This is a genomic window from Gardnerella sp. DNF00476 (assembly GCF_049262735.1).
Lineage (GTDB): Bacteria > Actinomycetota > Actinomycetes > Actinomycetales > Bifidobacteriaceae > Bifidobacterium > Bifidobacterium vaginale.
Window position 1 is genome coordinate 1,308,292 of record NZ_CP058401.1, and the last position, 17,649, is coordinate 1,325,940.

General features: G+C 39.3%; 11 protein-coding genes, 1 tRNA gene and 2 pseudogenes. 6 read left to right on the top strand and 8 right to left on the bottom strand.

What is annotated here, in order from left to right; translation table 11 throughout:
- Window positions 1-3: 3 nt before the first annotated feature.
- The 5 genes and pseudogenes from HXT25_RS05160 to HXT25_RS05180 all read right to left on the bottom strand — a co-directional run bounded on the left by HXT25_RS05160 (window position 4) and on the right by HXT25_RS05180 (window position 5,682).
- On the bottom strand, window positions 4-1,995 hold the full coding sequence (locus tag HXT25_RS05160; protein ID WP_020761791.1) for an FAD-binding protein: 1,992 nt from the start codon (window positions 1,993-1,995) through the stop codon (window positions 4-6).
- Between the two features lie 29 nt (window positions 1,996-2,024).
- Window positions 2,025-3,539: a DNA-processing protein DprA gene (dprA, locus tag HXT25_RS05165; RefSeq protein WP_020761792.1), complete on the bottom strand. Its 1,515-nt coding sequence runs from the start codon at window positions 3,537-3,539 to the stop codon at window positions 2,025-2,027.
- Window positions 3,536-4,516 (bottom strand): annotated as a pseudogene (locus tag HXT25_RS05170) (YifB family Mg chelatase-like AAA ATPase); the annotation flags it as partial. The pseudogene HXT25_RS05170 and the gene dprA, both read right to left, overlap by 4 nt.
- A 188-nt stretch (window positions 4,517-4,704) precedes the next feature.
- Window positions 4,705-5,221: pseudogene (locus HXT25_RS05175) on the bottom strand (magnesium chelatase domain-containing protein); the annotation flags it as partial.
- Window positions 5,221-5,682 (bottom strand): YraN family protein, encoded by a 462-nt coding sequence (locus HXT25_RS05180; RefSeq protein ID WP_004121877.1) that lies wholly within the window; start codon window positions 5,680-5,682, stop codon window positions 5,221-5,223. The gene HXT25_RS05180 and the pseudogene HXT25_RS05175, both read right to left, overlap by 1 nt.
- A gap of 231 nt (window positions 5,683-5,913) precedes the next feature.
- Here HXT25_RS05180 and glgX point away from each other — a divergent pair, with 231 nt between their 5' ends.
- A complete protein-coding gene (gene glgX, locus HXT25_RS05185; protein ID WP_004112514.1) occupies window positions 5,914-8,052 on the top strand; it encodes a glycogen debranching protein GlgX in 2,139 nt (712 codons plus the stop codon).
- 92 nt (window positions 8,053-8,144) lie between these two features.
- On the opposite strand, the gene HXT25_RS05190 is transcribed toward glgX, so the two are convergent.
- On the bottom strand, window positions 8,145-9,242 hold the full coding sequence (locus tag HXT25_RS05190) for a hypothetical protein (protein WP_004115545.1): 1,098 nt from the start codon (window positions 9,240-9,242) through the stop codon (window positions 8,145-8,147).
- Window positions 9,243-9,376: 134 nt separating this feature from the next.
- Between HXT25_RS05190 and HXT25_RS05195 the strand changes: the two genes are divergently transcribed.
- From HXT25_RS05195 to aroA, 5 genes are all read left to right on the top strand, one after another.
- Window positions 9,377-9,450: transfer RNA gene (locus HXT25_RS05195), tRNA-Pro, on the top strand.
- A 346-nt stretch (window positions 9,451-9,796) separates the two neighbouring features.
- Window positions 9,797-10,399, top strand: a complete 603-nt coding sequence (locus tag HXT25_RS05200; RefSeq protein WP_014554685.1) for an ECF transporter S component — start codon at window positions 9,797-9,799, stop codon at window positions 10,397-10,399.
- Window positions 10,400-10,597: 198 nt separating this feature from the next.
- Complete coding sequence (locus HXT25_RS05205; RefSeq protein ID WP_004115542.1) at window positions 10,598-12,175, top strand: ABC transporter ATP-binding protein; 1,578 nt, start codon at window positions 10,598-10,600, stop codon at window positions 12,173-12,175.
- 2 nt (window positions 12,176-12,177) lie between these two features.
- Window positions 12,178-13,071, top strand: coding sequence for an energy-coupling factor transporter transmembrane component T family protein (locus tag HXT25_RS05210; RefSeq protein WP_004112518.1), 894 nt, complete (start codon window positions 12,178-12,180; stop codon window positions 13,069-13,071).
- 62 nt (window positions 13,072-13,133) lie between these two features.
- Window positions 13,134-14,504 (top strand): 3-phosphoshikimate 1-carboxyvinyltransferase, encoded by a 1,371-nt coding sequence (gene aroA, locus HXT25_RS05215; protein ID WP_422118747.1) that lies wholly within the window; start codon window positions 13,134-13,136, stop codon window positions 14,502-14,504.
- Window positions 14,505-14,615: 111 nt separating this feature from the next.
- On the opposite strand, the gene HXT25_RS05220 is transcribed toward aroA, so the two are convergent.
- Together HXT25_RS05220 and pta are read right to left on the bottom strand one after the other, a co-directional pair.
- On the bottom strand, window positions 14,616-15,845 hold the full coding sequence (locus HXT25_RS05220; protein ID WP_009994803.1) for an acetate/propionate family kinase: 1,230 nt from the start codon (window positions 15,843-15,845) through the stop codon (window positions 14,616-14,618).
- 139 nt (window positions 15,846-15,984) lie between these two features.
- A complete protein-coding gene (gene pta / locus HXT25_RS05225) occupies window positions 15,985-17,643 on the bottom strand; it encodes a phosphate acetyltransferase (RefSeq protein WP_075038544.1) in 1,659 nt (552 codons plus the stop codon).
- Between the last annotated feature and the right edge of the window lie 6 nt (window positions 17,644-17,649).

The window sequence follows — 17,649 nt, forward strand, 5'->3', positions numbered from 1 at the left end:
AAATTAATCTATTTTTGTCATAATTTTGTTAATTTCGTCCCTATTTTGATTATTAATAGGCTTGTTTGGGTCAAAATCGACAATTATTACCGGAATATTTTGCACTTCTCCGCTTGAATCCACTATAGAATGTTGCGGATTTTGATTGTTGTTATGCTGTGGATAGTCCAATCTTGTGAATGCTCCACGAGATTCATGTCTTGCAAGTGATGCTTTCAGAACTGATTTTGCAAGCGTAATCATGTTTTGTAATTCCAAAATAGCAATTAGTTCTTGATTAAAAACAAGATTTTGTGAATGTAAAACAAGAATTTTAGCTTGTGGAATAATAATAGTATCGATTTTTTGCAAAGCATCTTTAAGGGTATTTTCACTGCATCTAACTGCTGCAGCATTTTCCATAATATTTTCTAGTTTTTCTAGCAGATTATATGGGTTTGTTGTGTTGCTAGATGTGCTTGTATTTTGAATAAGATTGACTATCTTTTGTACACGATTTTCTGATAATTTGTCTAGATTTTCAAAAGTATTAGGAGTGTTATCGTATACATTTTTTGATGTATCTAATGTATGCTCCTCGTGTTTTTCTTGACTTTTTTCCTGAGTTTGTTCTTGTAATTCTTTTGCAATAGACTTACCAGCTAGTTTTCCGAACAAGCATGCATCAAGAAGAGAGTTTCCGCCAAGGCGATTAGCTCCATGTACTCCCGAGCATGCGCATTCTCCTGCAGCATATAATCCAATTATTCTCTGTTTTTTATTATTAATCAGTTTATAAACCTGCCCGTTAAGTGATATGGGTATTCCACCCATTGTGTAATGCGCTGTAGGCCTAATAGGTATAAGATCTTTTGATGGATCAAGATGAGCGTATTTTTCAATAGTTTCTACAACCTGTGGAAGAGCTTCTAGCATATGTTGCTTTTCTATATGAGTCATATCTAGCCATACGCAATCTTTTCTATCAATGTTGCTAGTAGTATCTTCAACACCTCTTAAAGCATCTATTTCTGATACAATCGACCTGCTTACTACATCTCTTGGAGCTAAATCCGCATGCGCATCATCGTAGTTTTTCATAAATGCTTCATTCTTGCAATTCCTAAGAACTCCGCCTTCTCCTCGAGCTGCTTCAGAAAGCAATATTCCAGTATGAGCCAGACCAGTCGGATGGAATTGTATGAACTCTATGTCTTCTAGTTGCAATCCTGCGTTTAGTGCTAAAGACATTCCGTCCCCAGTTAAATCCCAGGAATTAGATGTTGTTGAAAATAGTCTTCCAGCTCCGCCAGTTGCTATAAGAACATTTCTTGCACATATTTTTTCTACTTTTCCACTTTTTTCGTTTAGCGCGATTATGCCCTCTGCGCTATTGGATTTGTGGTTTATAGCAATATCTGTTACATAAACATCTTCTTCGATTTTAATATTTTCTTCTATGCATTTTTGCCATAGACTGTATAGAATTTGGTGTCCAATTCTGTCTGCAGCGTACGCAGCTCGTCTAATTGGCTGCTGGCCGAAGTCGGCAGTATGCCCACCAAAAAATCTTTGATTAATATGACCATCTTCTGTTCTAGAAAAGGCAACTCCAAAGTGTTCTAGTTCAATAACTGTATCTCTAGCTTCTTTTGCTAGCATTTTTGCTGCATCTTGATCGCTTAACCAGTCTCCACCGTGTACGGTGTCGTAATAGTGCCATTGCCAGCAATCTTTTTCTATGTTTCCTAATGATGCTGCGATTCCGCCTTCGGCAGAACCTGTATGAGACCTTAACGCTTGAAGCTTGCAAATCACTAATATTTTAGGCTGTTTTCCTTGAGATTTTAGCGTTTTATATTCTTCAGATTTCACTAATCCCAGTGCTGCAGAAAGTCCTGCTGCTCCTGCGCCGATAATCACAACATCGTATGATGATTGCTCTACTTGTATTTGCACAGTTTTTTCTTTAACTGTAGTAGTATTTTCTTTTTGCTGACTCAAGTTTGACTGCATAACATTTATTTTCTCATATTTTCTGCTTTTTATTTAAGATTTTTCCTATTTAAACTAAAAACACCATTTTGGTTTTTGACTATTCCATTTAATTCAAGAATTGCTATTTCTCCAGAAATCTTAGATATTGAAAAATCATTATTTGAGTTTGTATGAAGCATGATTGCGTGTATATTGTCAATGTTTGCGCATATTTTTTTGCTCTTACACTCTTGAATTGCTTTCAATATAATTCTTTGAAAATCATTACACGTATTTGGAATAATATTGTTATTGCTTAAAGAGTGTGGCAAATAATGGTGTGAATTAGGGTAGATACTATCTATATCATTTTGTGAACATATCATCATAGCTTTTCCATCGTGAATAAGCATATTGCATCCAGCGTTACTCGGTGATGTTACATCTCCTGGAACAGAATAAATCTCGCGATTTAAGCTATTCGCCCAGTTTGCTGTGTTTAAAGCTCCTGATCGTAATCGTGCTTGAGATACTATTACCTTGCTGGCAATAGCCGCAATAAGGCGATTTCTGAGTAAGAATCTACGTGCAACAGGAGTAGTGTCTGGGCATAATTCGCTAATACATGCTCCGCCGCTAGAAAGAATCGCATCAAAAAGTTGAGCATTGCTTGAAGGTCCCATTTTGTTCAAACCTCCAGCAAAAACAACAATTGTTTTGCCAACAGGATTAACATTTGCTGCATGAGAGTCTAAAGCATCTAAGGTCCCCCAATGAGCTGCAGCGTCAATACCATAAGCTCCGCCAGAAATAACTGTGTGCCCCTTTTTAGCGCACGATTTAGCGAATGTAAAGCTAAGCTCGTATCCGTAGTCATTGCAACCTCTAGAGCCAACAATTGCAAGTGGTTGCTTACATTGAATAAGTGCGTTTGGATCTCCAATTCCCCACAAACACAATGGGGGAGCTACTTGGCATTGGGTTGCTAAATCTTGTAGCTGTTTTGGCCAATATTTACTGTTTGGTGAAATAATCCATTGCGTTCCGTTAGAACTAAACCATCTTTTAAGTTGATTTGAATCCCAAGAAGGCAATTGTTTTAGTCTTAAACACCATTTTTTAATGGATTTGTGTAATATATCAAAATTGTTGATAGCAATTTTATTGTCAGCATTATTGCTTCCCCATATTTTAAGACCTTTTAGAAAATATTCTTCTAAAACAGAAACCTTCGAGTGATTTTTTATAATATTAAGAATTTTTCCATCATTTTCTAAATCATTTAAATTCGATTTAGTCTGATTTTCTAAAGATCCGTCTATGTAAAAATCATCTTGACAGCAGCTATTTTGCAGATCTAACTCTAGTTGCTTGTTTTTTGTTTTACCAATAGATTTACTTATAGATTCGCAAATAAGGTGAAGTACTTCCACAATACTGCCAGCGTTTACTGACCCTATTACAAGCGTGTACATTATTGCGTCTGCGCCATCAATACAAAATGTGAGTATTGCGCGCGATAAAGTATCGTTATCTATTCTGTAAGTATTGTTATTGCCATTTATGCTACTAATACTGTTCATATTCTGGTCCTTAAACTAATTGCCTGAGCCATGTCAGTTAAATCTGGAGAAGTGTGCCCATAAAGATCAGCCAAAGTCCATGCAAGCCTTAAAGCTCGATCTGCTCCGCGTAAACTCAACTTGTGATTTTCAAGTGATTTATTAATCAACTCAATAGCGTATTTAGATGTGTATTTTCTAAGCCATGTTCCAGACGCTTGAGCGTTACAACTCCATCCGAGTTTTCTAAAACGATTTTGAGCAACCAGCCTTGCGTTTTTTACGTTTTCTCGCATCATTGCACTAGTTAGAATTTTTTCTGACATTTGACTGGATCCATGTTCTAATTGCGCTTTTGAAGTAATAATTTTTTCTACAGGTGGAACATCCATTTGAATATCAATCCTGTCTAGAATTGGTCCAGAAAGTCTAGAAAAATAACGTATTCGTTCCTTCTCTTTGCATGTACATCGTTCGCCATTACCATATGCGTATCCACATGGGCATGGATTTGCTGCGATAACAAGTTGGAATTTAGCAGGATATAATGTTGTTCCTTTAGATCTAGAAACAGCTATATGACCAGATTCCAATGGTTCTCTAAGCGTTTGTAAAACTCTTGGTGAGAATTCTGGAGCTTCATCCATAAACAAGACTCCACAATGCGCACGAGTTATTATTCCAGGCTTGGCTAGACCTGCGCCTCCTCCTATAAGAGATGCTGCAGAAGATGTATGATGAGGTGCCTCAAAAGGCGGAACATCTGTTATTCCATAGTATGGTAGTGTTCCGCAAAGTGACCTAATAGATGCCACTTCAAGCTGTTCTTGCTCGTTTAGTGGGCACATGATGCTTGGCATTCTAGATGCCAGCATAGTTTTACCAGATCCTGGAGGTCCAATCATCATAACGTGGTGTCCGCCAGCTGCAGCTACTTGCAATGCCCACTTTGTGTGTTCTTGCCCTAATACTTCCGACATATCACCGATTTCTCCTAGCGGATTGGCGCTTTTTATTGGATCAACATTATCCGTATTATTCATGTTTGAAGTCGTATTATCGTTAAGTGCTGATTTGGAATAGCGTCTTGTATTATCGATTTCTTTAATATGAAGATGATCATAAGGGTTAATTGCTTTTAATGCGCGTTCTCTGTTCTTTTCGGCAATCGGTCTAGCTTTGTTTTCTAATTTCCCGTTTAGTTCGTCTACCAAATCTAAAATGTGTTTAATCCCAATTACTTCAATTCCATTTATCAGTTTGGCTTCTGAAAGATTTTCGTAGGGAATAATCATTTTTGTAATATTTTTTTGCTTGGCATATAAACAAATTGGTAGCATGCCTTGAATTGGTAGAACTGACCCATCTAAGTTAAGTTCTCCTAAAATAATAGTATTTTCTAGCTCGTTAAGTGGAATAATTCCTCTAGCACTAAGTATGCTTGCTGCAATTGCAAGATCGTAAGATGCTCCACTTTTTGGCATAGATGCAGGTGAAAGATTCACTGTTAACCTTGTTTCTGGCCATTCGCAGCGTAAAGACGTATATGCTGATTTAACTCGTTCTCTCGCTTCGCTTAAAGAGGTGTCAGGAAGACCAATAATAGAGAATCCTGGCAATCCGCTAGATATGAATGCCTGCAATTGTATTGTAAAGGCTTTCAAACCCAGTAATCCTACAGATAATGCGTTTCCAATAACCATTAGAATGCTCCTAAAATGTGATGTAGTTGAATATTTTTATCTTTTGAAATTAGGATTGATACAGCGTCGAATCGTATTTTTCTGTGTTTAAAAAAGTTGTGCTCGTCTAACCACTTAAATCCAGCTTTATGTGTTTTTAAGCATTTTTCGTTTGTTACTGCTTCTAGTGGAGTTCCAAATCTTACGCTTCGTCTCGTTTTTACTTCTATGAATACAATTCTTCCAAACGGATCCATCATCACAACATCAAGCTCTCCAAAACGACTATGCCAATTTCTGTCTAATAGAATCCAATTTTTAAGAATTAGTTTTAGGGATGCGTATTCTTCTCCAAGATTTCCTATTGTTTTATTAGGGATTGAAAAATCGCATAGTTCTACTTCAATTTCTGCTATGCGATTTAAAATTTCTTCTTTTAATCCCACGTCATCCGTGTAATATTCGTTTTGCTTATATGTCATGTTGCTATTTCATCAACACTAAAAACGAATTACCAGATTTTTTAATCAATGTGGTTAAAGGATGCTTTTGGCGTGTTGCGTTGGTTTTAAAGGGGAATTGGCACATAAATATAATTCATATTTTTTTTTATTATGCGTTAATTGTGATTATTTTTGAATCTTTTTCATCTTTTATAAAGAATCGCCTACAGTATTAATGAAAACTATATAAATATATGCAATACTTGAATTATGCAAATTAGACCAGGTTCTATGTATCCGCTTGGAGCTACCTACGACGGTGCAGGCGTGAACTTCGCATTGTTCTCTGAGGTGGCAAAGCATGTTGAGCTATGCTTGTTCGATGAGCAAGACAATGAGACTCGCATCGATATGACCGAGCAGAATTCTTACGTTTGGCATACTTACATATCTGGAATACAGCCAGGGCAGAGATACGGTTATCGTGTGCATGGACCGTATGATCCAAATCATGGATTGTGGTGTAATCCAAACAAACTTCTTTTGGACCCTTATGCAAAGGCAATAGAGGGCAATATTGACGGTGACGAAAGCCTATTTTCGTATTGGTTTGCTAATCCAGATGATTTAGCCGCAATGAACACTTTGGATTCTGCAGATCACACTATGAAAGCAGCTGTTATTAACCCATATTTTGATTGGGGTAACGACCAGCATCCAATGATTCCGTACCACGATAGCGTGATTTACGAGGCTCATGTTAGAGGAATGACGAATTTGAATCGTAATGTTCCTCCAGAAATTCGTGGAACATACGCAGGTTTAGCTCATCCAAGTGTGATATCTTATTTAAAAAAGCTTGGTATTACTGCTATTGAGCTTATGCCTATCCACCAGTTTGTAAATGATTCTTTCTTGCAAAATAAGGGATTAAGCAATTATTGGGGGTATAACACCATTGGATTCTTTGCTCCTCAGAATTCGTATTCGAGTTCTGGGCAGCGCGGCGAGCAAGTTAACGAATTCAAGGCAATGGTTAAGGCGTACCATGCTGCAGGAATGGAAGTTATTCTAGACGTTGTTTACAACCATACCGCTGAAGGAAACGATAGAGGTCCAACCTTAAGCTTCCGCGGAATCGACAATCGCGCATACTATCGTCTTGTAGATAACGATCAGAGACATTACTTCGATACTACTGGTACTGGAAATTCGCTTCTTATGCGTTCTCCTAAAGCGTTGCGACTAATCACAGACAGCTTGCGCTATTGGGTAACTGAAATGCACGTAGACGGATTCCGATTTGACTTGGCGGCAACGCTTGCTCGTCAATTCCAAGAAGTAGATAAGCTTTCTGCATTCTTCGACATTATTGAGCAAGACCCTATTATTTCTAGCGTAAAACTTATTGCAGAGCCTTGGGATATTGGCGTAGGAGGATATCAAGTTGGAGGATTCCCTCCAAGTTGGTCCGAGTGGAATGGTCGCTACCGCGATTGCGTACGCGATTTTTGGCGCTCGCAGCCTTCGACTTTGCCTGAATTTGCAAGCCGACTTATGGGAAGCTCCGATTTATATGAGCAAAATGGACGTAAGCCTGTAGCTTCTGTGAACTTTATTACCGCTCACGATGGTTTTACTATGAACGATTTGGTGAGCTATAACGAAAAGCATAATGAAGCGAATAAAGAAGGCAATAACGACGGTGCTAACGATAATCGTTCGTGGAATTGTGGAGTAGAAGGTCCTACTAATATTCACGATGTTAACGAACTTCGTCAACGTCAAATGCGAAACCTGTTCTCAACTTTGTTGATGAGCCAGGGCATTCCTATGATTTGCGCTGGTGACGAGATTATGCGTACTCAAAATGGAAACAACAATGCATATTGCCAAGATAATGCTATTTCTTGGATTAATTGGGATTTTGATTCCACACAAAAAGATATGTTTGATTTTGTTTCTAAGCTTATTCATTTAAGACTAGATCATCCTGTTCTTCACAGGCGTAGATTCTTTACTGGTCGAGAACCAGGGGATGATGTTTCAGAGATTCCACAAGTAGAATGGTTTGATCATACTGGTTCTGTTATGGATATGGAGGCATGGAGTAATACGCATGCTCTTTCGGTAATGATTTATTTGAATGGTTCAGATATTCCAGAAACCGATTGGTATGGAAGCAGGATGGTGGATAATGACTTCCTTCTTATTTTCAATGCGCATTATGAGCCTATAACATTTACTTTGCCAGATAAGAATTATGGTGAAAAGTGGACTCTTGTTGTGGACACTCATAATCCAAAAGGACCGCAATTGCATTATGAATCAGGATTCAATATTGTTGCTCAATCGCGAAGTTTCCTTCTGCTTATGAGTGAAAATCAAGAAGAAAATAATCTAGCATAAAAATATTCATATATAAAACTAATTTTCATATATAAAACTAATTGAGGCTTAGATTCTAAAAACTAGATTCTAAGCCTCAACTTTTTTATTGATTAATCTATATCATATTGAATATTGTTTTTAGAATGTTCATTTATTTTAATCTGCAAACGGTCGCTTTGCATTGCAGCGACCTGTCTTGAAAATACTATTATCCATCCTAAAAAGAGTAAACAAGATAATGCTTCTACGTTAGTTAATGTGTTATGACCCTGCACCCATTGGTTTCCAACCCATGCGGTAAGGACTACTGCTAAATCTGAAGCTACGTAGAATGTTTTAGAAAGTCTAGGAGCAAGCCAAGGAAGGCAAATAAGCATAGTGCAAATAAGACCAGTAACACCTCTTGCACATAAATCATGTATAACTGGGTGAGGAGTGTATCTAAATGTTCCTATGCCAATAAACGCAATTCCCCCCAAAATTAGTAATGTAGCCATAATGGTGGTTCTAGTTTTAAAGTGTTTTGTAATATTAGCGTCTTTATGTTGCAAAATTTCTTTCTGAGTGGCAACGAACTCTGTTATAGCAAAGTAGCTTGTAATAATAATGCATATTCCAGATAAAATCAGCGTAGCATTAAACATGCTTGCAGCAAATGTTGTTTTATCTCCTAGTTGAGAGAAGTTATTGTTGTACCAATACGGGTCGTCGGATGTCAATCCAGCTGTTGCTGCACCAGAAATCACAAATAGTGGTAGCAGTGATGCAACGGTTTTCGCCTCTAAGAGTTCCGCTTGAACCAGAGTTGCGTATCCAACAATTCCACTTAAAGCACAACAAAGTACAGGAAGATAACTGTTTACTGCGCTTCTTCCAATAATGCTATTGATTATAGAAAGCAGAGCGAAAGACATAAGCAGCATTGTTGCGCCATAAATCGTAGATAATGCGATTATTTCAAAAGCATGTTTTGCAATTTGTAGCCAATTCTTTTTAAGTATTTCTTTGTGTGTTCTTAAATATCCGACTACAAAAGTACACATGCTGCAAATAGCCACTATTCCAGATGCTACCGTAAATAATCGTTGCGTAACTTGCCAAATCGCTGGCATAGTTTTCATGTATACAGACATTACGACTATGCTGAATATTGCACAAGCTAAAAAAGCTATTAATCCAGCCGCTTCTGCACGCTGAAAACGCCCCATGCTAACCTCTAAAATCTATCGCCTATTTTCAATGCTATTTATATTCTATCGCGCGTGTTGCAAATTTGCGTTTGTCTGCGATGTGCGCTATTGTAGTTGATTGTGCTTGGAGCTGGTAGTCAGCTTGGAAGCCTCGGGGTGTAGCGCAGTTTGGTAGCGCGCCTGCTTTGGGAGCAGGATGTCGCAGGTTCGAATCCTGTCACCCCGACTTTTTTGTATTCGCTTGTATTTGCTTGTTTTTGTGTAATTTTTAATCAAACTGTGTACGTAGTTGTGTACTTATATAAATGTGCTTATACAAAATTGCGTATTTGCATTTTCAACACTTACTATACAAAAAAGTACTCTATGTGTATTCTTGAAAAGGTGAGTTTTTGATGCATTATTTGCGTTGGATTCTTACATTGTGATTATAAATATTTGACTCGGGAGCCGTTTCTGGCTGAGAGGAAGCGAAAGCTTCGACCGATTGAACGTGTGCTAAGTAATGTTAGCAACGGATGTCGCTCTTTTCCCGTGCCCAAATCTTTCAATATTGAAGAAAGGCACTTATTATGACTAATGTTTCAATGGAACATTCTAATCGCTGGCGTATTCTTGATATCGTCATAGCTGCTATTATCGCTGTTGCATCTGGCGTATTATTCTGGGCTTGGGATATTGTGTGCGCAGCTCCTACTAATCTTTTTGCAAGCCTGTTGCCTGGTGCTGAAGGTTTATCTAATGGTTTTTGGCTTTTTGCTGGACCTTTAGCTGCAATAATCGTGCGTAAGCCTGGTGCTGCATTGTTTGCTGAAACTCTTGCTGCTTTTGTGGAACTTATGTTAGGAAATCAATGGGGTGTTGGCGGATCGTTAATCGTCGGCATTATTCAAGGTGTTGGCGCTGAACTTGCATTCATTTTCTTTATGTATAAAACATGGAATTTGCTTTCCACTGCAATATCTGGATCGTTAGCAGGCGTAGCTTGCTTTATTTATAATTGGGTTAGCGGCGGTCAAGGCTGGAGTACTCAGTATATTGTTGCAAATCTAGTTACTTCTATTATTTCTGGTTTTATTGTTGCAGGCGTTGTAGTGTGGTTTGTTCAAAAGGCATTAGCTGCAACGGGCGTGCTTGATCGTTTTGAATCAGGCCGTCCTCAAGCATTAGTGTGAGTTATATCTAAATACTCATTGCAGCTTGTAAACTATCGTGTTTTGTGTAAAAAGTACAAAACACGGTAGTTTACTCGTATGATGCTTATATTTTATATTTGTTTTACTTTATATTTTTTGAGATTGTGTTATGCAATTTTTATATTTTAGATTTTGCTATGCAATGAAAATTTTGCTATGCAATGAAAGTTTGTTTGTATGCAATTTGTGAATAAAACTGAATGGACTCCAGCTAGCGTAGTTGCTAAAAACTGGGGTTGGAGACACGCTACTCGCAAAGATTTTGTGTTGAGGAATGTAAATATTGATATTAATCCTGGTGAGCATGTGTTGCTTTTAGGTGCTTCTGGCGCTGGAAAAAGCACATTTATGGCTGGTTTAGCAGGTGTTTTAGGCGATGAAACAGAAGGCATGGAAGAAGGTAGCCTTCTAGTCGGTGGTGTTCATGCTAGGGATGCTCGCGGAAAAGTTGGACTTGTTATGCAAGATCCAGATTCTCAAATCATTCTTGAAAGAGTAGGTGACGATGTAGCTTTTGGAAGTGAGAATCTTGGAGTTAACAGCGAAGAGACTTGGAATCGCGTAAAGCTTTCGCTAAAAGCTGTTGGTTTAGACAATATTACTCAAGGAAGTCAGGGTCTTAGACGCTCAACACAATCTTTATCTGGAGGCCAAAGGCAACGTCTTGCTTTAGCAGGAGTGCTTGCAATGCATCCTGGATTGCTGCTTTTAGATGAGCCTACAGCTAATCTTGATCCTGAAGGTGTTCAGCAAGTGCATGATGCTGTAGCGAATATTCTTAAAAAAACAGGTTCTACAATGATTGTAGTTGAACATCATATTGATGTGTGGCTGGATTTGATTGATAGAGTTATTGTTATTGGAAAAGATGAAAATAATAATGATGCAAATGTAGGATGCGTTATTGCAGACGGTAAGCCTGAGGATGTTTTTGAAAAATATGGCGATATGCTTGCAAAAGGTGGTGCTTGGGTTCCAGGAAGAACAGTTAAATCTTTTGCTCCTAAACATTGCGATGATGAGATCAAAGACGAGATCAAAGATACGGAAGAATCTGTAGCGCTCTATACTAATGATTGCTCTTTTGGAAGAACTTTGCCACTAGCGGAACATGTTAATGTAGCTTTTCGTTTTGGTGAAGTAACAGCTTTAATGGGGCCTAATGGTGCTGGTAAAACTACGCTAGCGTTAACGCTTGCAGGCTTGTTAAAACCAATTGCTGGCAGTGTGTGCATGATGGAAAAGTATGTGCCAAAACGACGTAAAAATAATCTTTTTACTTGGAAAAGTCAAGAATTATTAGGGCGAGTTGGCATGGTGTTTCAGGAGCCAGAACATCAATTCATAACATCTTCTGTAAGAGATGAAGTTGCTGTAGGACCTAAAAAGCAAGGAAAAAGCGAAAAGGAATCTTACGATATTGCCGATAGCATGCTTGAACGTATGGATTTGAAGCGTTTTGCTCTTGCTAATCCTTACATATTATCTGGAGGAGAAAAACGTAGACTTTCTGTAGCTACGCTTTTAGCTGCTGCTCCGCGTGTTGTTATTATGGATGAGCCTACTTTTGGACAAGATTTTAAAACTTGGACAGCAATGGTAAAACTTATTGCGCAAATCCGCGATAGTGGCTCAGCGGTGATTATGGTTACTCACGATGATGAGCTTGTAAAGTCTTTAGATGCCAGAGTAATAAGAGTTGAGTACGAAAAAATCGTAGAGTCCGCTCATAACTATAGCGAAGGGAATGAGTAGAAGTGAATAAAACTAGTAGTGCAGAAGAATCGTCTAGTATTAAAGTTAAAGACTTTGAAAGTTTATTAAAAGTTTCGCATATTGATGTAACAGCGTCTTCTAAACGTTTAGAAAGTGAACGACTAGTTTCGCCTTCTTGGTTTATTCGTAAGCTTAATCCAATAAGTCGTTTTATTGGAGCGTTATTACTTTGCTTGCCTATGTTCGTTACATTAGATATTGTTTCTGCTTCTATTGCATTTGGTTTAGATATACTGTTATTTGCAATTGCTGGAGTAACTCCTTGGTATGTTTTACGCCATACTTGGCCAGTTTGGATTGCTGCTTCTGGTAGCTTTATATCTGTGCTTTTATATGGCCAAAGTTCTGGAGATGATATATTTAAGTTTGGCTGGATGCATATAAGCCAAGGATCATTGTATTTGGCAATTTGTACGTTTGTTCGTGTTGCATCTGTAGCAGTTCCAGGCGTTATATTAGCCATTGGATTAGATCCAACTGATTTAGCAGACGGCTTAGTGCAGATTTTGCATTTTTCTCCACGATTTGTGTACGGAGCATTAGCTGGATTGAGAATGTTTAGTCTATTGCAAAATGATTGGCGTGCTTTTGGTTTAGCTCGCAGGTCTCGTGGTATATCGGATGGTAAAGCGTTACAGCGCATGCTTTCGCAATCTTTTGGTTTGCTCGTGTTATCTATTCGCAGAGGTACGAAACTTGCTACAGCTATGGAAGCTAGGGCTTTTGGAAGTAGTATTAAACGTGTTCCAGCACGAAAATCGAAGTTAACAGCATACGATTGGATATTTTATGTAATTTGCATTGCTGTTCCTGCTATTGCTTTATATGCTTCAATACAAACAGGATATTGGCATAATGCGTTTATTCATATGTAAAGCATTGTGAAAATTACAATGCGTACATATTTATAGATAGTATTCATAATATGAGCGGAATAATGAATTCTTATAATCATGATGATGTTTGGCAAGCTCCATCGTGCAATATGCCTTTGAATGCAACAGTGAATATTCCTGGAAGCAAATCATTGTCTAATCGTTATTTGATTTTGGCAGCTCTAGGTAAAAAACCAGTTGTTCTAAAGGGATTGTTGCGATCAAGAGATACAGAACTTATGATTAACGCGCTAAGCGTATTTGGAGTTAAATGCGATTCGCTAAGCTGCGATGGTACAACAATTTGCGTTATTCCGCCCAAAAATGGCGTTTTTAGTGTAGATGATTGTGCGGTTGTTAATTGCGGCTTAGCTGGAACGGTTATGCGTTTTGTAACGGCTTTGTCTTTATTTGCAAATAAACCTGTGCGTTTTGATGGAGATGAGCAAGCGTATGCTCGTCCAATGAAGCCTGTTCTAGATGGATTGGAACAGTTGGGCGCAAAAATCGTATATCACGGAAAAGTCGGATTCTTACCATTTAGCGTTATTCCGCCTAAAAATCTTGAATCATATGGTATAAATGACGCGCAAAATTCTTGCAATAATCGCGTTATTCGTATCGACTCTTCATCATCGTCTCAATTTATATCTGCGCTTCTGCTGATTGCATCTCGCGTTCCAGGAGGGCTACAAATCGAGCATATTGGAAGCAAATTGCCTAGTATGCCGCATATTCAAATGACAATGGAAGATGTGCGCAAAGCTGGCGGAGTGGTAGATATGCCAGAAAGTGGAGTATGGCGTGTTAAAGAGCATGATTTGACTTTGCCGCATGAAGTTGTTGTAGAGCCAGATCTTTCTAACGCGGCGCCTTTTATTGGAGCAGCGTTGATTGCTGGCGGATGCGTTAAAATCCCTAATTGGCCTCTTAAAACGACTCAGCCTGGGGGGTTGTTGCCTGGGATTCTTGAGCAAATGGGCGCAAAAATTGTTTTTGAGCATTCTAGCTCAGATTCTTCAACATTGTGCGTAACTGGTAGCGGAAAAATTCGTGCTATTAAGTCGCTTGATTTGGCTGCTGCTGGCGAGGTTGCGCCAAGTATTGCTGCGATTCTTGCGTTTGCAGACGGTGTAAGCGAGTTACGCGGTATTGCGCATCTAAGAGGACACGAAACGAATCGCTTGAGTGCAATAGTTACGGAACTAAATCGCGTTGGAATAGGCGCTGATGAGCTAGATGATGGAATTCGTATTATTCCTAGCAAAAATATGCATGGGGAAGTGATAGAGACTTATGCGGATCATCGCATGGCAACTTTTGCATCAATGTTAGGGCTTCGTATATCTAATATAAGCGTAAAAAATATTGCCACTACGCGCAAAACGCTTCCTGATTTTCCAACAATGTGGAATAACATGCTTAAAGAGTGAGCCTAAATAGTGAGCTTAAATAATATGCTTAAATAACAAATAATCCCGAGTTTTTTAACCCGGGATTATTTATGTGTTACGTTTTTACGTTACGTTGTTTTACACTACGATTTAGCGTTCAAACTTGTTGCCGTAAGAATCGACTCCATCTTCTGCAATTTGTGCAGACTTTCGAGCGATTGCCAACTCTTCGTTAGTTGGGATTACAGCAATAATCACAGAGCTATCTGGAGTGGAAATAATGCGTGGCTCCTTAGAACGAACCAAGTTCTTCTCTTCATCGAGCTTAACGCCGAATGGAGCAAGCTTTTCGCACACAAGAGCGCGAACAATCTCGTCGTTTTCGCCAACGCCAGCGGTGAATGTGATTACGTCCACGCCGCCCATTTGAGCAGTGTAGTTGCCAATATAGCCAACAATGCGGTGAACGTACACGCCGAGAGCAAGCTTAGCGTCTTCGTCGCCTTCTGCAATTAGCTTGTGAATGTCTCGCAAATCGCCGTGGCCAGTCATACCCATCATGCCAGAACGCTTGTTGAAGAGCGTATCAAGCTCGTCTACGTTCATGTGAGCGTTGCGAATAAGGTGGAACACTACAGCTGGGTCAATATCTCCAGTGCGGCCGCCCATCATTAAACCTTCGAGAGGCGTTAAGCCCATAGAAGTTTCAACTGGCTTGCCAGAAATCTGAGCGGAAGCAGAAGCGCCATTGCCAATGTGCAAAACAATCTGCTTTAAGCCTTCTGCAGGCTTTCCAACAACGCTTGGAACTACAGAGCCAATGTATTCGTGGGAAGTGCCGTGAGCGCCATAGCGACGAATGTGGTACTGGTTTGCAATATCTTTGTTTAATGCGTAAGTTGCAGCAACTTGTGGCAAATCGTGGAAGAACGAAGAATCGAACACCATAATTTGTGGAACATCTGGCAAAAGTTCAGTCATGACTTCAGCGCCAACAGCCTCAGGACCGTTGTGAAGTGGAGCCAAAACAGCCAAATCCTTCACCTTATTAATGGTCTTTTTGTTTACTAATGCAGGCTTAGGGAATGTTAAGCCACCCTGAACAACGCGGTGTCCAACAGCTACGATTCCAGACTTGGAAAGATTTGGACCATATTCCTCGAAGAAGCCGAGTACGCGCTTTAAGCCTTGCTCGTGATCATGCACTGGCTCGTCAAACTCATGCTTTTCGCCATTGAATACGTGCTTGTAGTGTCCGTCAACTGGCTCGCCAATTTTTTCTACAATACCAGATGCAATACCTTCGCCGCTTTCCAAATCGACGAGCTGGTATTTAATCGAACTAGAACCAGAATTGATAACAAGAACGGTTTTTGCCATGAGGGAATCCTCCATAAAGTGTTGATAAGGCTAGTAAATTGCCACGTTTAAGTGTACAGGTAAGTTCCTACAATGAGTAGGTTTTATTAGTCAGAATCTCTGCAGGAACTTACCTATTTATTAAATTTGTTATTTATTGTTAGAATTGTGCTTCCAATGCTGTAAGAGCAACAGTGTTAATAATATCTTGAACCAACGCTCCTCTAGACAAGTCGTTAACAGGCTTGTTTAATCCTTGTAGGATTGGTCCAACAGCTAAAGCGCCGCTAGAACGCTGAACAGCCTTATATCCAATGTTTCCAGCGCATAAATCTGGGAACACAAACACATTTACGTGACCTGCTACATCATTTCCTTTAGCTTTGGACGCAGCAACAGTTTCAGACCATGCAGCGTCAAATTGAATAGATCCAACAACTTTCAAATCTGGGTCTTTTTCTTTTACAAGCCTTGTAGCTTCCTCAACTAAATCAACGTCTGGGCCTTTTCCAGATCCAAGAGTGGAATAAGATAGCATTCCAACTTTAGGATCTAATCCGAAAGCTTTAGCGGTTTGTGCAGATTGAAGAGCAATGTCAGCCAATTGTTCAGCGTCTGGGTTCAGATTAATAGCACAATCAGCAAATACTGCTACATGATCCTTAAAGCACATAATGAATGCGCCAGAAACAAGCTTAGATCCAGGCTTAGTTTTAATAACTTGAAGAGCAGGGCGCACAGTGTTTGCTGTTGAGTTAACAGAGCCAGAAACAAGTCCGTCTGCTAATCCAAGTACTACTAGCATTGTGCCAAAGTAGCTTGCGTCTTTAAGCTGTTCTCTAGCTTGCTCTTCGGTCATGCCTTTCTTTGCGCGCAATTCGCAAAGCTTGCTAATCATTTTGCTAAGAACCTCTTCGTCGCTCATAGACTGGAAGCTTGCTTTGCTAAGAGACTTTAATCCAAGCTCTTGTCCTCTTGCAAGAATAGATTCGCGTTCTCCAACAATAATAAGGTTTACAATGTCTCGTTCTAGCAAATAGTCAGCTGCTTTTAGAATGCGGTCTTCTTCGCCTTCTGGAAGCACAATTGTTTTCTTATTTGCTTTAGCTTTTCCAAGCAAGCTGTATTGGAAGGCGTACGGGGTAGTAGGTGCATTAAATGGCTGTTTCAAAGCGCTAATAATCTCTTCATCTGCTACATAGTCGTTGAATTTATCTGATTCTGATTCGCTTATAGAAGGCAAAGTCCAAAGTGGAGTGCCATTATTGTTTTGAGCGTAGTTTTCTTTTACTTCTTTTGCTAAGTCTTCTTTGCAATCAGTTACAAATACGCCGAATACTTTTGTGTATTCTTTGCTAACGCTTGCACATTGTGCTTCGATTGTTTGCAAGATTTGCTTGCTATCTCTGCCTTCTGCGCAAATGCTTAGGAACACTGGAGAAGCTAAGTCGGCTGCCACACTTGCATCAAATCGGAATAAATCTGGATCAAATACAGAAGTAGAATCGCTTGCTACAATAACGCATCCTTGAGCGTTCGTCACGCTAATCAGCTCGTTGAAGTGAGCTACAATGTCTCCTCTTAGTGTGTCTTTGTTTTTACGAACTGCGCATGGGCATGCTGCGATCACTTGTTCTAGAGTCGGTTTTGTATTACTTGATGCTATTAATTCGCTTGTAAACGCGTCATCATGCTTTGCGGATGGTCTAAAAACAGTTGTTGGATAATGACTTGAAAGAGCTTTTGTAACTCCTAGTGCTACGACATTGCGACTTTGTGCGCAATCTGCGCTGATAATAGTTACGTTAACTAACGACACGACTTT

Excerpts from the sequence above, each read along its gene's own strand:
- HXT25_RS05190 (WP_004115545.1), bottom strand. The coding sequence starts at position 9,242 with ATGGGGCGTTTTCAGCGTGCAGAAGCGGCTGGATTAATAGCTTTTTTA.
- HXT25_RS05220 (WP_009994803.1), bottom strand. The coding sequence starts at position 15,845 with ATGGCAAAAACCGTTCTTGTTATCAATTCTGGTTCTAGTTCGATTAAA.
- aroA (WP_422118747.1), top strand. The coding sequence starts at position 13,134 with ATGAATTCTTATAATCATGATGATGTTTGGCAAGCTCCATCGTGCAAT.
- HXT25_RS05180 (WP_004121877.1), bottom strand. The coding sequence starts at position 5,682 with ATGACATATAAGCAAAACGAATATTACACGGATGACGTGGGATTAAAA.
- glgX (WP_004112514.1), top strand. The coding sequence starts at position 5,914 with ATGCAAATTAGACCAGGTTCTATGTATCCGCTTGGAGCTACCTACGAC.
- HXT25_RS05205 (WP_004115542.1), top strand. The coding sequence starts at position 10,598 with ATGCAATTTGTGAATAAAACTGAATGGACTCCAGCTAGCGTAGTTGCT.
- HXT25_RS05200 (WP_014554685.1), top strand. The coding sequence starts at position 9,797 with ATGACTAATGTTTCAATGGAACATTCTAATCGCTGGCGTATTCTTGAT.
- dprA (WP_020761792.1), bottom strand. The coding sequence starts at position 3,539 with ATGAACAGTATTAGTAGCATAAATGGCAATAACAATACTTACAGAATA.
- HXT25_RS05160 (WP_020761791.1), bottom strand. The coding sequence starts at position 1,995 with ATGCAGTCAAACTTGAGTCAGCAAAAAGAAAATACTACTACAGTTAAA.